We start from the raw sequence: 13,661 nt of genomic DNA, 5'->3' as shown, positions 1-13,661 counted from the left end.
CATGCTCTTTGTCTCAAATATCCTGTACTTATGCTTGTCGGCATCAACAAAGGTAAGCAAAAGGACTACAGCAAGGAGTATGCCACTAAATGATTACTTGATAGATCGCGGCTTCTCGCCTATGTAGCAAAAAACTGCTGTCTAATTGACATGCAAAAAGTGTGTGAATTCGACACGAAAGTGTCGTTGTGACAGTGGGTTGGGGGAGTGAGAATTGGTGGTGAACAACCGCCATCAGGGAACACGAAAAAAGGCTCATGGATTTCTCCATAAGCCTTCTGGAATTTGGTGGCCCCTGACAGACTTGAACTGTCGACCAAGCGATTATGAGTCGCCTGCTCTAACCACTGAGCTAAGGGGCCAAGCGGGTGAAATTATATGGGATGCATCTGATCTTGTCTAGCGAATAAAGTGGTTGTTTTGCTTGCTTTTTCGGCAGTTAGGGACCGGTGCTGGCGGGGAAGGGGATGATGTAAGTGATTGAATTTTTTCGTGATGCGCGGGTATAAAAAAACGGGCCAGTGGCCCGTTTTTTGGTGTGGGTGTTGCTTACTCGTCCAGGAAGCTGCGCAGCACGTCGGAACGGCTTGGGTGGCGCAGTTTACGCAGGGCTTTGGCTTCAATCTGACGGATCCGTTCACGGGTGACGTCAAACTGCTTACCCACTTCTTCCAGCGTATGGTCGGTGTTCATGTCAATCCCGAAACGCATCCGCAGGACTTTCGCTTCACGCGGCGTCAGGCCAGCCAGTACTTCGTTGGTCGCCATGCGCAGGTTGGTTGCCGTGGCGGCGTCCATTGGCAGCTGAAGCGTGGTATCTTCAATGAAGTCGCCCAGATGTGAATCTTCATCATCACCGATTGGGGTTTCCATCGAGATTGGCTCTTTGGCAATCTTCAGTACCTTACGGATTTTGTCTTCTGGCATTTGCATGCGCTCGGCCAGCTCTTCCGGCAGCGGCTCACGGCCCATTTCCTGCAGCATCTGACGTGAGATGCGGTTCAGTTTGTTGATGGTCTCGATCATGTGAACCGGAATCCGGATGGTCCGGGCCTGGTCGGCAATCGAACGGGTGATCGCCTGACGGATCCACCAGGTGGCGTAGGTCGAGAACTTGTAACCACGACGGTATTCGAACTTATCAACCGCTTTCATCAGGCCGATGTTCCCTTCCTGGATCAGATCCAGGAACTGCAGGCCGCGGTTGGTGTATTTCTTGGCAATCGAAATAACCAGACGCAGGTTGGCCTCAACCATCTCTTTCTTCGCACGGCGAGCTTTGGCTTCACCAATCGACATGCGGCGGCTGATGTCTTTGATCCGCTCAACCGACAGTCCGGTTTCTTCTTCCAGAATACGGAGCTTGGTCGAGCAGCGACGCAGCTCTTCTTCGTAATTTTTCAGGCGCTCAGCATAAGGCTTGCCCGAGTTCAGCGCTTCGTCGATCCACTCACTCGAGGACTCGTTGCCGGCAAACAGGGTGACGAAGGTTTTCTTCGGCATTTTGCTGTTGTCGACACACATGCGCATGATCAGGCGCTCGTTGGTGCGCACTTTATCCATGGAGTCGCGTAGCGAGCCAACCAGTTTGTCGAACTGTTTCGGGATCAGACGGAACTGCTTGAAGACATCAGACAGCTCTTCAACCGCTTGCACGGTTTTGGCATCGTTACGGCCGTAGGTGTTGATCGCCAGGGCCATTTTTTCGTAAGTGATACGCAGCTCATCGAACTTCTCGCGCGCCACTTCCGGATCGATACCTGAATCTTCTTCTTCTTCTTCGTCGTCGCTGTCGTCTTCGAGATCTTTGTCTTCGTCTTCCAGATCGGCTTCACTGAGTTCTGAGCCAATGTGGGTCGCGGTCGGCGCTGAGGTTTCTTCTTCGTTCGGATCCACGAAGCCTGAGATAATGTCGGTCAGGCGCAGCTCGTCCGCTTCTACTTTATCGAACTGTTCAAGCAGGTGAGCGATGGCAGTCGGGTACTCGGCCACGGAGCACTGAACCTGGTTAATCCCATCTTCAATACGTTTCGCGATGTCGATTTCGCCTTCGCGCGTCAGCAGCTCAACGGTCCCCATTTCACGCATGTACATGCGAACCGGGTCCGTGGTACGGCCAATTTCGCTCTCAACACTGGAAAGCGCCTGGGCAGCGGCTTCAATCGCATCTTCGTCTGCATTATCTTCAGTCATCATCAGATCATCGGCATCAGGGGCGGTTTCCACCACCTTAATACCCATGTCATTAATCATCTGAATAATGTCTTCCACCTGATCGGAATCAACGATGTCTTCCGGTAAGTGGTCATTTACTTCGGCGTAGGTCAGATAGCCTTGTTCTTTGCCTTTTGCGACAAGTAACTTCAGCTGAGACTGCGGATTTTGCTCCATAGACGATATCCAACTTCGGGTCTGAGTGAGAGTTTAGTATGCAGAGATGCAAACCTGTTAATATAACAAACTTTCCAATTGTTGACTATAAATTAGCCGGGACGGTTGAGTATCAGTAACTGCAATTCCCGCTTTTCTTCGACTGATAAGCCGACGGTGTTCGATTTAGCCTGCAACTTTTCGATTTGTTGTTTGACGCACTGATCGATAACTTTATCCATCGCGTCTAAAAATACATCTAGAGTGTTGTCTTCGTCCTTGGCCAGCGGGAGTTCCCATGCTGCCAGGCGAGCCATCATTTGCTCGTTCTTACTGCCACGCCAGGACTCTAGTAACTGGCCTGTAGTGATATTGGGGTTGGCCCGGCATTTATCAACTATTGATATCAATAAATTTAGTCCAGGGATCTCTATCCCTTCAAATGCCGCCATCTCAAACGCCAGGCTGTCGACAAAGCCCGGGTGCTGCAACAGCAGGGCGATCACGTCCCGCATCGGGGTGCGTTTGATATTTTGTTGTTGCTGCTGAGGTCGCTGGGTTTCATCCCGCTTGAGCTCGAGCCGGATTTGATCGGGTGGCAACCCTAAATTATAGCCCAAAGTATTGAGCAGGTACTCACGAAGTGTTTCTCCGGCGACTTTTTCCAGCAGCGGCTTGGCCAGAGTCTTGAGTTTGGCCTTGCCTTCCCGGCTGCTCATATCCACCTGGGCGACCAGGGAATTGAACATAAACTCCGACAGCGACATCGCCTGCTCGATCTGTGCCTCGAAGCCTTCTTTACCGTACTGGCGGATGTAGGTGTCCGGGTCCTCGCCGTCGGGCAGGAACATGAACTTGAGCTGGCGGCCGTCGGTCAGGTACGGCAGGGCTTGCTCCATCGCCCGCCAGGCCGCATCCCGGCCGGCCCGGTCGCCGTCGTAGCAGCACACCACGGTGCCGGTCTGGCGAAACAGGGTCTGGATATGGTCGCCGGTGGTCGAGGTGCCGAGTGAGGCCACGGCGTAATCAACGCCGAACTGGGCCAGGGCCACCACGTCCATATAGCCTTCCACCACCAGCAGCTGCTCTGGCTCGCGGTAGGTCTGTAGCACCTCGTACAGCCCGTACAGCTCCCGTCCTTTATGGAAGATCGGGGTTTCCGGCGAGTTGAGGTATTTCGGGGTACCGTCGCCCAGGACCCGGCCGCCAAAACCGATCACCCGCCCGCGGCGATCATGGATTGGGAACATGACCCGGCCCCGAAAGCGGTCGTAGCGGCGACCGTTGTCGTTTTCAATCAGCATCCCGGCGGTGACCAGGGCTTTTTGCGATTCGGGATCGCGGCCGAAGCGGTTTCTGACCAGATCCCACTGGTCCGGGATAAAACCGATGTCGAACTTCTTCACCACTTCGCCGGACAGGCCGCGGCCTTTGAGGTAATCCACGGCGGTTTGTCCGTCCGGAGTGCGGAGCTGGGACTGGTAGAACTGGGCAATCTGGCCCATCATCTCGTACAGGCCGAGTTTTTCTTTGCTGCGGGTGCCGGACTGGCCGCCGCCGCTGCCTTGTTCGCGCGGGATTTCGAGCCCGAGCTGCGAGGCCAGCTCTTCAATTGCGTCGACAAATTCCAGCCGGTCGAATTCCATCACAAAGTCGAGCACATTGCCGTGGGCGCCGCATCCGAAGCAGTGATAGAACTGTTTTTCCTGGCTGACTGAAAAAGAGGGGGTTTTCTCGTTATGGAAAGGGCAGCAGGCACCAAAGTTCTTGCCCTGCTTTTTGAGCTTCACTCGGGCATCAACCACGTCCACGATGTCATGGCGTGAGATCAGATCATCGATAAAAGAACGAGGGATTCTTCCTGCCATAGAGAGTGTGTTACCTGAGAAAACGGAGTAAGAGTGTAAAAAATCTGACGCTTGAATACAAACAAGCCGCGCACTCCAATCAACTTGGAAAGCACGGCTTGCTGCAGAATTGGGTGAGTTTTAGCCGAGTTTCGCTTTCACGAGCTGGCTAACTTTCCCCATATCGGCACGACCCTGAACCTGAGGCTTCAGCACCGCCATCAGTTTGCCCATGTCCTGCATGCTGGCAGCACCGGTTTCAGCAATGGTCGCATCCAGCAGAGCAACGACTTCGTCTTCGCTCAGCGGTTGTGGCATAAACTCTTCCAGTACTTTAATTTCAGCAAGCTCGACATCAGCAAGATCCTGGCGTCCTGCAGCTTCGTATTGAGCTACAGAATCACGGCGTTGCTTGACCATCTTGGTCAGGACTGCCAGCACGTCGTCATCGGAAAGCGTGATCTTTTCGTCAACTTCACGTTGCTTGACGGCAGCCAGAGCAAGACGGATGGTACCAAGGCGAGGTTTGTCCTTCGCCTTCATCGCCGTTTTTTGTTCGTCTTTCAGACGTTCAATCAGAGTCATAACACGTTCCTTCTGTTAATCGGGACGATTAGTACAGACGAACGCGACGCGCGTTTTCGCGAGCCAATTTCTTCAGGTGACGCTTAACAGCCGCTGCTTTAGCGCGCTTACGTACAGTTGTCGGCTTTTCGAAGTGCTCACGACGACGAACTTCAGAAAGGATACCTGCTTTTTCGCAAGAGCGCTTGAAACGACGTAGTGCTACGTCAAACGGTTCGTTTTCACGTACTTTGATTACTGGCATGTAATACTCACCTCAGAGTGATTCGGTTAACGCTGACGTTCAAAAGTGTCAGCTGATTAAAAATGGTGCGAAATTCTAATCTGATCCGGGGGCATTTGTAAAGCATTCTGCAACCCCGAACTGGTTAATTTCTGTCAACGACGGTAGTATTGCTCCCCGATTACCATAAGTATAGAGGTTGTTATGCGTATACTGGGCATCGAAACCTCCTGTGACGAAACAGGCGTTGCTATTTTCGATGATGAAAAAGGCCTTTTGGCTCATGAGCTTTACAGTCAGGTTAAGCTGCATGCTGACTATGGCGGCGTGGTGCCCGAGCTGGCTTCACGGGATCATGTGAAGAAAACTATTCCGCTGATCAAACAGGCGTTGGCCGATGCCGGCCTGACCCCGGCAGACCTGGATGGCGTGGCCTATACTGCCGGCCCGGGCCTGGTGGGCGCGCTGCTGGTCGGGGCGACGATTGGTCGCAGCCTGGCATACGCATGGGATCTGCCGGCCGTGGCGGTGCACCATATGGAAGGCCACCTGCTGGCCCCGATGCTGGAAGACAATCCGCCGGAATTTCCGTTTGTCGCGCTGCTGGTCTCCGGCGGTCATACCATGATGGTGGAAGTGCGCGGGATTGGTGAATACCAGATCCTGGGTGAGTCGATCGATGATGCCGCCGGTGAAGCGTTTGATAAAACCGCCAAGCTGATGGGGCTGGATTATCCGGGTGGCCCGCTGCTGTCACGGCTGGCCGAGCAAGGTACGCCGGGGCGCTTTACCTTCCCGCGTCCGATGACTGACCGTCCGGGGCTGGATTTCAGCTTCTCCGGTCTGAAAACCTTTGCCGCCAACACCATCCGTGCCAACGGCGATGATGATCAGACCCGGGCCGATATTGCCTACGCGTTTCAGGATGCCGTGGTCGATACCCTGGCGATTAAATGTAAGCGCGCCCTGAAGCAAACCGGCTTCAAGCGCCTGGTCATTGCCGGTGGCGTGAGTGCCAACAAGCACCTGCGTGCGCAGCTGGAAGCCATGATGGCGAAGATGAACGGTGAAGTGTTCTATCCGCGGACGGAGTTTTGTACCGATAATGGCGCGATGATTGCCTATGCCGGGATGCAGCGCCTGAAAAACCAGGAAATCATGGATCTGGGCGTGAAGGCCTATCCGCGCTGGCCGATCGACACCCTCAAGCCGATCAACGGCTAATAATCCGCAGCATTTACTTTATACGGCCGCCGCAGCAGGCAGCCGGGACCAGGGCGGCGATGTTGAAGGCATCGCATGTTATGAATGGTTGCCGGGTTGCTTGCTGTTGCGGCCGAATTTATTCCAAATCTTGTGCTCTTTGCCTTCACTCAGGCGGCGGATGTTGTCGTGGTGACGGAAGAGGATCAGGCAGGCCAGCATCGACACCGGCATGGTGTACTCGGGCTTGATCAGCCAGGTAAAGAAGGGCGCCGCCAGTGCGGTGACCAGTGCGCCGAGGGAGGAATAGCCCGAGATCAGCACCGTCAGCAGCCAGGTTCCGATGAGCATCCCGCTGAGATCCCAGCCAATGGGGGCCAGGGCACCGAGTGCTGTCGCCACACCTTTCCCGCCGCGGAAATGAAAGAAGATCGGGTAAATATGCCCGAGACAGGCGGCAATCCCGATGACCCCGAGCAGGAAGGGGTTGATCCCGATAAAGTAGCTCAGCCACACCGGCAGCATCCCTTTGAGCATATCGCACAGCAGCACCAGCGCGGCCGCGCCGCGTCCGCCGAGGCGCAGGACATTGGTTGCTCCCGGATTTCCGGAGCCGTAATCGCGGGGATCCGGTAGCCTGAACAGCCGGCAAATCAGGACGGCGCTCGACACGGAGCCAAGCAGATAGGCGGCGATAATGATCAGAAGCGCGAGTGGTGTCATGCAAAATTCCAACTGCTGGTGGACACAAGGCCGCATTCCGGTACGACCCCTGACTTTACATTCCGCTTTGGCACACTGTGTGTGGTATAGTGCTTTGCACATCCGGCTCACAGGCTTGGCCGAGCAAGGAATGAAAGTCATTAATTTTGACGATTACGCCCTGATAATACGCGTTTTTGCTCAAATTAGGTATCCGACCTCTAACAAAATTAGCGATTGAACATGGATTCAGTATTTATCGAACATCTCGAAGTCATCGCCACGATTGGTGTGTATGACTGGGAGCAGACCATCAAGCAGAAACTCGTGCTGGATTTGGAAATGGCGCACGACAACCGCCCCGCCGCCGACAGCGATGATGTGGCCTATGCCTTAGACTATGCGGCTGTCAGTACGGCGGTGACCGAGCACATCCAGAACGGCCGGTTCCTGCTGGTTGAGCGGGTCGCCGAGGAAGTGGCGACGCTCATCATGACGCAATTTTCGGTGCCTTGGATCCGGGTTCGGGTCACCAAGCCGGGTGCGGTCGCCAATGCCCGCGGGGTCGGGGTGCTGATTGAACGAGGCAGTAAGTGACCACGGCCTATATCAGCCTGGGATCGAACATTGAGCGCGAATATCATATCCGGGCTGCGATCCAGGAGCTGAAGCGACTCGGCAGCGAGTGCCGGGTGTCGCCGCTGTATGAAGCGGAGCCGGTTGGCTTTCACGGACCGAACTTTTACAACTGTGTTGTTGTCTTTCAAACGCCCCTGTCGCTTTCGATGCTGCAGCAGACCCTGAAGCAGCTGGAGCTGAAATACGGGCGCGCGCCGGATGCGCGGAAGAATCAGGATCGCACGCTGGATCTCGATATTCTGTTGTTTGGCGACGAAGTACGGCCGACCGGACCGGTGTTGCCCCGCGCGGATCTGTTTAAATTTGCATTTGTGTTATTGCCCATGATGGCGCTGTCTCCGGATCTGGTGATCCCGGGCGATGGCCGGACCATTGCCCAGGTATGGCAAGGGTTTGAGCACTCGCAGGCCTTGTGGCCGGTTGAGTGTGCCGTCAGTTAAGGATAGAAAGAATAGAAGCCATGAGTCATTTTGAAGCCTTTGCGTTGGCCCTGATCCAGGGACTGACCGAATTTTTGCCGATCTCCAGCTCCGCCCACCTGATTTTGCCGTCGCAAATCTTCGGCTGGGCCGATCAGGGACTGGCGTTTGATGTTGCGGTTCACCTCGGGACCCTGGCGGCCGTCGTGTTGTATTTCCGCAAGGAAGTTACCACCCTGCTCGGCGCCTGGCTCGGTTCGATTTTCAACGGCCGCCGTTGCGGCGAAGCCAAGCTGGCATGGATGATCGTGCTGGCGACGATCCCGGCCTGTGTGTTCGGCTTTTTCATGAAAGATATTATTGAGCTTTACCTGCGCTCGGCCTGGGTGATTGCCGCGACGACGATTATTTTCGGTCTGTTGCTGTGGTGGGTCGACCGCCGGGCGACCCAGCAGGACGATGAATATCAGGCGAACTGGAAAAGCTCGCTGTTTATCGGTCTGGCGCAGGCGGCGGCGATGATCCCGGGCACCTCCCGCTCCGGCGCAACCATGACCGCAGCCCTGCACCTGGGCTTTACCCGTGAAGCAGCTGCGCGATTCTCGTTTCTGATGTCGATCCCGGTGATTGTGCTGGCCGGCAGCTACCTGGGAATGAAGCTGGTCACCAGCGGCGCACCGATTGAGTTCGGTGGTTTGGGGATTGGTCTGGCGGTTTCCTTCGTCAGTGCCTATGCCTGTATTCATGTGTTCCTCAAGCTGGTCACCCGGCTGGGGATGCTGCCGTTTGTGATTTACCGCCTGTTGCTCGGCGTCGGTCTGATTACCTTCCTGTTGAGTCAGTAGAGTGCTTATCATCGTGCCCTCGCACCGAGAAAATCGCAGACAAAAAAGCCTGACATGATGTCAGGCTTTTCTTTTGGGGCTCACTCGGCTTGCCAGTCCCTGTTAGCGCAGGCGCGCCAGGCAGGTTGTGACCGCGTCGCTGCGGCGCAGGGCCAGTTGCTCCTTGATGGCTTTACCCTGATAGCCGGCCTCGACAATCGGCTTGACGGCCACGGCCTGGGCGGCGGCAAATGCAGCTTCGAGGAGATCGGCCTGCGGATAAGGGGCGTCTTCAAAGCCGGTCCGGCCGCGGACATCGGCCCGGCAGCACAGCGCCAACTGGTGCACCCGCTCCGGTTTGCGCCAGGCATCAATCTCATCAAAGATTTTGACGAAGGTCGCCGGACGCAGTTCGTCGGCATGGTGCACTTTGGTGTGCTGCGCACAAACCATCAGGGCGATATCGCGGTACTCATTCGGCACCCGCAGGCGCTGGCATAGTTGCCGGATGGCTCCCAGTCCGCTCTGGCAATGTCGTTTGTGGCTCGGCCACTCGGCTTCGGGCGTCAGGGCCTTGCCGAGGTCGTGCACCTGGGCGGCAAAGCGGAGCGTGAGATCCGCACTGAGCCGGGCGGCTTGCGCTGCGACCATCATGGTATGGATGCCGGTGTCGATTTCCGGATGCCATTTTTCCGGTTGCGGGACACCGAACAGGGCGTCGATCTCCGGCATCACCACGCCGAGCGCGCCACACTGGCGCAGCACTTTGAGAAAGACTTCCGGGTTGGCCGACGAGAGGGATTTCTCCCACTCTTTCCACACCCGCTCCGGGGTCAGGGCGGCCAGCTCGCCGGTGACCACCATTTCCTGCATCAGGGCCAGGGTTTCCGGGGCTACGGTAAAGCCCAGATGGGCAAAACGGGCAGCAAAGCGCGCGACCCGCAGTACCCGCAGCGGATCTTCGACAAAGGCCGGGGAGACGTGGCGCAGCAGGCGGCTCTCCAGATCCTGCTGGCCGTGGTAAGGATCAACCAGCGTCCCGTCAGCGGTCTGGGCGATGGCATTGATGGTCAGATCCCGGCGCTGGAGATCCTGTTCCAGGGTAACCTCCGGGTCGAAATGGCAGATGAACCCGGTATATCCCTGGCCGGATTTGCGCTCGGTCCGGGCTAGGGCAAATTCTTGTTTGGTTTTGGGATGCAGGAACACCGGAAAGTCGCTGCCGACCTGGGTATAACCGAGATCCAGCATCTGCTCCGGCGTGGCCCCGACCACCACCCAGTCTTTATCGGTTACCGTCAGTCCCAGCAGCGCATCACGTACGGCGCCGCCCACCAGATAGGTCTGCACACTCAACTCCTTTATTACCACTTTCAGGTTCAATACGACGACAGGTGTGCCATCGATCGCTTCAATACCGGTTCAGGGTATACAATATTGACCAGCAAAGGTAATTTAATTCGAAACAGGACCAAGAGTAGACGGCATGTACAAGGATTTCTTCGGGATCGCCGAGTCCCCATTCTCAATTGTGCCCAGTGCCCGCTTTCTCTACCTCAGTGAGCGGCACCGGGAAGCCTTAACCCATATGCTGGCCAGCCTGTCGGGTGGGGGCGGGTTCGGGTTGCTGACCGGGGAGGTCGGGACCGGAAAAACCACGGTGTTGCGGGCGCTGGTAGCCCGCCTGCCGCAGGAAACCCAGGTGGCGATGGTGCTGAATCCGGCGCTGTCGGCCCAGGAGCTGCTGGCCACCATTTGTGATGAGTTGGGGGTGGACTACCCGCAGGACGCCAGTTACAAGGTGCTGACCGACTGCATTTATCGCCATCTGCTGGCCAATCACAGCGCCGGGAAGCAGACCCTGCTGTTGGTGGATGAAGCCCAGCACCTGATGCCGGATGTGCTGGAGCAGTTGCGACTGCTGACCAACCTGGAGACCGACAGCATCAAGCTGCTGAAGGTGGTACTGGTCGGGCAGCCGGAATTGCAGCAGCTGTTGCAGCAAGAGCGCCTGCGCCAGCTGGCGCAACGGATCACCTCCCGCTATCACCTGCTGCCGCTGACAGACAGTGAAGTGGAGGAATATATCCACTATCGCCTTCAGGCGGTGGAGTGTCTGCACAAGGTTTTTGAACCGGCACAGACCCGGCAGATCGCCCGGGCGACCGGCGGGATCCCGCGTCTGATCAACCTGGTCTGCGACAAAGCGATGCTGCTGGCGTGTCAGCAGGCCAGTCACCAGGCGAGCAAGGCGATTGTCAGCCAGGCCTGTGACGAGGTGCTGAGCTGGCAGTTGCCGGCGACGAACGGGGCAGCGGCCGGTGCGGAACCGGCGCGACACCGCCGGGCACTGCTCCTGAGCGGGGCGTTACTGGCCGGGGGCTTGCTTTCTGCCGGGATCGTCTATCAGGCGGTGCAACCCTCGGACTGGCTGTCGCAGCTCGGGCAGCGTTTGGCGCTGACGGATACGGCTGCGAACGACGGACAAGCCGTGGCGATGAGTACGGTGGTGGCAGTGCACCCTGCGCCGGAGCCTGAGCTAGTGGTGCAGACTTCGGTCCCGAATCTGGTGTTGCCGCCGGAACAACCAGCCATTTCCCCGCCGCCGCCGCAGCCCGATCCGGCGCAACGCTGGCAGGCGGTGATGACCCAAAGCCGCTCTGAGCGTCAGGCGATGCAAACCTTGTATCGCCTGTGGGGATATGAAACCCGTCTGAGCCAGGCCAACTGTGAAACCAGCCAGCGGGTGGCACTGAGTTGCTATCAGGGCAAGACGGCAGCGCTGGAGCAGTTGCGGATCATCAACCGGCCGGTGCTGGTGACGTTGCAGGAGCCGGGCCAGCCGCCGTATTACGCGGTGGTGTACACCCTGGCGCCGGAGCATGTCGAGTTGCTGCTCGGCGGCGAGCGGATTGCCGTGGGCTATGACTGGCTGCAACAGCGTTGGCAGCCGGGCTATACCTTGTTATGGCGGCCGCCGCTGGGTGAGGAGTCGACCATTCGTTACGGCCAGCGTGGCGAGCGGGTTCGTTGGCTGGATCAGCACCTGAGCCTTCTGCTGGGGGAAAGTCCGACCCGCAGCGATCGGTTTGACCAGGTGTTGCTGGAGCGGCTGCGCCGGTTCCAGCGGGCACAGGATCTGGCGGCTGACGGCATTGCCGGGCCGCAGACCCTGATGGTGATCGACTCAGCGTTAAACCTGCCGGGGCCAACCCTGCATCCGGAGAAAAGTTAATGTCTAATTTGTTAAAGGCGATTGCCCAGTCGGAGCAACAGCACCAGCAGCAGCCGGCACCCGCTCGGTATCGCCGGAGCTCACCCGCGGATGCGTCCCGGCGCTGGCCGTCCTGGGTCGCGCCGACGCTGCTAATGCTCACGCCGGTGGCGGCCACGCTGGCGTACAGCAGTTTACTCAGTGCGTCGGGGGAGATGAGCCCGGTGGTGGTGCCGCAGCCCCGGATGGTTCAGGGACCGGTGGCTCAGGTTCATCGTGAAGTATCGACGCCGGCACCGCATTCGACGCTTGTGTCGGCGGACGCTGTCGGCGGGGTTCGGTTTTTACCGTACCCGGAACTGCGCACCGAGCCGCTGCCTGTTGCCGGATCGGTGTCGGCTGTTGAATCGGCGGCCTCCGGGCGGGGCAGGCCGGCTCTGGCTGCCGAGCTGTCTGCCGAGCCGGCTGCGGTGATCCCGGTGAGCGGGGAGCCGCAAGCGACAGACGCTGCGGCGTGGGGGCTGGAAGGGCTGGACTATTCCGAGTTATCACCGCTGCTGGCAGCCCAGTTAAAATCGGCTATTGCCGCGACGGATGAGGCGCCGAAGTCACTGCCGTCGGTCCCGGCCCAGCGCGCTGAACCGGCATTGTCGACGATCGCCCTGGGCGAGTTGCCGGCCGCGGTCCAGAGCCGGATCCCGACGCTGAACTTTCAGACCCATATCTATTCCTCTTCGGCGAACAGTCGCTGGGTGAAAGTGAACGGTCGTGAAGCGTTTGAAGGGGATGAGATTGCGCCGGGCGTGATTCTGCGCCGGATCGAGCCGCGTCAGGTGGTGTTTGATTTTGAATCGTACCTGGTGGCGATGCCGGCCCTGTCGGAGTGGTAGGTTGGATAGCCTGAAACTAAAAATGGCAGCCAGTGGCTGCCATTTTTGATCGTGCGTTGCGGTCGGCGGGAAACCCGTCGGGCTTATGCCCAGCCGTTGTTGCGACGGCGACGGCGCGGGATCATATGCGGCAGGACCAGGCCAAACAGCAGGCCACCACCGGCAACCATGCCGCCATAGGTGAACCACTTCATCAGCAGGTCGTCTTTCTGCGTATCCAGCTTGGCACGCAGCTCGCGGATCTCGCTCTGAGAGGTCATCAGCTGCTCGTTCAGCTGGCTGTTCTGGGACTCCAGCTCGGCGATTTGCTCATTGCGCATCTTCAGGGAGTTCTGCAGACCCGCAGTTTTGGCTTCTTCCGATTCCTTGGCATGGGCCAGAGCTTCTTTCACTTCCGCCAGCTCTTTCTGCAACACCGGGAAACGGGCTTTCAGGCCGACCTGTGGCGACAGGTAGTCTGTCTTCACCCAGCCGGTCCGGCCGCGGTCATCCGTAATGCGGCTGAAGCCGGTTTCCTTGTTGTTTTCAAGGAGCGTGACTTTTGTTCCGGTATTGATACTGCCCATAATCCGGAACTGTGTACTCGGACCCCGGTGCATATAAGTGAACAGGTCGTCAGAAATGTAGCGAACCTGCTCAGCCTGCGCCTGGCCTGCCACCACGGCACAAACGAGTAATACGATGTGGATAAGATGCTTCACAATATGATCCTTGAGGAGCCTGTCTGTGTATTCAAAGAGCTCAA

13 protein-coding genes and 1 tRNA gene are annotated in these 13,661 nt (G+C 57.5%); 6 read left to right on the top strand and 8 right to left on the bottom strand.

The genetic code is table 11. The features are described from left to right. Positions 1–286: 286 nt before the first annotated feature. From NH461_RS14490 to rpsU, 5 genes are all read right to left on the bottom strand, one after another. Positions 287–362 (bottom strand) — tRNA-Ile (locus NH461_RS14490). A gap of 187 nt (positions 363–549) precedes the next feature. After that, positions 550–2,391, bottom strand: coding sequence for an RNA polymerase sigma factor RpoD (rpoD, locus tag NH461_RS14485; RefSeq protein WP_261601023.1), 1,842 nt, complete (start codon positions 2,389–2,391; stop codon positions 550–552). Positions 2,392–2,483: 92 nt separating this feature from the next. Beyond that, positions 2,484–4,238 (bottom strand): DNA primase, encoded by a 1,755-nt coding sequence (gene dnaG, locus NH461_RS14480; protein WP_261601022.1) that lies wholly within the window; start codon positions 4,236–4,238, stop codon positions 2,484–2,486. Positions 4,239–4,358: 120 nt separating this feature from the next. After that, positions 4,359–4,802, bottom strand: a complete 444-nt coding sequence (locus NH461_RS14475; protein ID WP_261601021.1) for a GatB/YqeY domain-containing protein — start codon at positions 4,800–4,802, stop codon at positions 4,359–4,361. A gap of 28 nt (positions 4,803–4,830) precedes the next feature. After that, complete coding sequence (rpsU, locus tag NH461_RS14470) at positions 4,831–5,046, bottom strand: 30S ribosomal protein S21 (protein ID WP_005301411.1); 216 nt, start codon at positions 5,044–5,046, stop codon at positions 4,831–4,833. Between the two features lie 183 nt (positions 5,047–5,229). On the opposite strand from rpsU, the gene tsaD reads away from it, so the two are divergent. Continuing rightward, positions 5,230–6,249 carry a tRNA (adenosine(37)-N6)-threonylcarbamoyltransferase complex transferase subunit TsaD gene (gene tsaD, locus NH461_RS14465; protein ID WP_261601020.1) on the top strand — a complete coding sequence of 340 codons (1,020 nt, stop codon included), beginning with the start codon at positions 5,230–5,232 and terminating at the stop codon, positions 6,247–6,249. Between the two features lie 78 nt (positions 6,250–6,327). Here tsaD and plsY read toward each other — a convergent pair whose 3' ends face one another. Next, the gene (gene plsY, locus NH461_RS14460) at positions 6,328–6,951 is read right to left on the bottom strand and encodes a glycerol-3-phosphate 1-O-acyltransferase PlsY (protein WP_261601019.1); all 624 of its coding nucleotides are present in this window, start codon (positions 6,949–6,951) and stop codon (positions 6,328–6,330) included. 222 nt (positions 6,952–7,173) lie between these two features. Here plsY and folB point away from each other — a divergent pair, with 222 nt between their 5' ends. Genes folB through NH461_RS14445 form a run of 3 tightly spaced genes read left to right on the top strand, consistent with a single transcriptional unit; the run spans position 7,174 to position 8,833 of the window. Further along, positions 7,174–7,527, top strand: a complete 354-nt coding sequence (folB, locus tag NH461_RS14455; RefSeq protein ID WP_261601018.1) for a dihydroneopterin aldolase — start codon at positions 7,174–7,176, stop codon at positions 7,525–7,527. Further along, the gene (gene folK, locus NH461_RS14450; RefSeq protein ID WP_261601017.1) at positions 7,524–8,009 is read left to right on the top strand and encodes a 2-amino-4-hydroxy-6-hydroxymethyldihydropteridine diphosphokinase; all 486 of its coding nucleotides are present in this window, start codon (positions 7,524–7,526) and stop codon (positions 8,007–8,009) included. The genes folB and folK overlap by 4 nt, the downstream gene beginning before the upstream one ends. 20 nt (positions 8,010–8,029) lie before the next feature. Next, positions 8,030–8,833: an undecaprenyl-diphosphate phosphatase gene (locus NH461_RS14445; RefSeq protein WP_261601016.1), complete on the top strand. Its 804-nt coding sequence runs from the start codon at positions 8,030–8,032 to the stop codon at positions 8,831–8,833. 102 nt (positions 8,834–8,935) lie between these two features. Here NH461_RS14445 and NH461_RS14440 read toward each other — a convergent pair whose 3' ends face one another. Continuing rightward, complete coding sequence (locus tag NH461_RS14440) at positions 8,936–10,162, bottom strand: multifunctional CCA addition/repair protein (RefSeq protein ID WP_261601015.1); 1,227 nt, start codon at positions 10,160–10,162, stop codon at positions 8,936–8,938. Between the two features lie 136 nt (positions 10,163–10,298). On the opposite strand from NH461_RS14440, the gene NH461_RS14435 reads away from it, so the two are divergent. Together NH461_RS14435 and NH461_RS14430 are read left to right on the top strand one after the other, a co-directional pair. Beyond that, entirely contained in the window at positions 10,299–12,047 is a 1,749-nt protein-coding gene (locus tag NH461_RS14435; RefSeq protein WP_261601014.1) for an ExeA family protein, read from the top strand. After that, positions 12,047–12,916 (top strand): general secretion pathway protein GspB, encoded by an 870-nt coding sequence (locus tag NH461_RS14430; protein WP_261601013.1) that lies wholly within the window; start codon positions 12,047–12,049, stop codon positions 12,914–12,916. The genes NH461_RS14435 and NH461_RS14430 overlap by 1 nt, the downstream gene beginning before the upstream one ends. An 83-nt stretch (positions 12,917–12,999) precedes the next feature. Here NH461_RS14430 and NH461_RS14425 read toward each other — a convergent pair whose 3' ends face one another. After that, entirely contained in the window at positions 13,000–13,599 is a 600-nt protein-coding gene (locus NH461_RS14425) for a TIGR04211 family SH3 domain-containing protein (RefSeq protein WP_261602921.1), read from the bottom strand. Between the last annotated feature and the right edge of the window lie 62 nt (positions 13,600–13,661).

Source organism: Photobacterium sp. TY1-4 (assembly GCF_025398175.1).
In the GTDB taxonomy this organism is placed as follows: Bacteria; Pseudomonadota; Gammaproteobacteria; order Enterobacterales; family Vibrionaceae; genus Photobacterium.
This window is presented reverse-complemented; position numbering and strand designations above follow the sequence as displayed.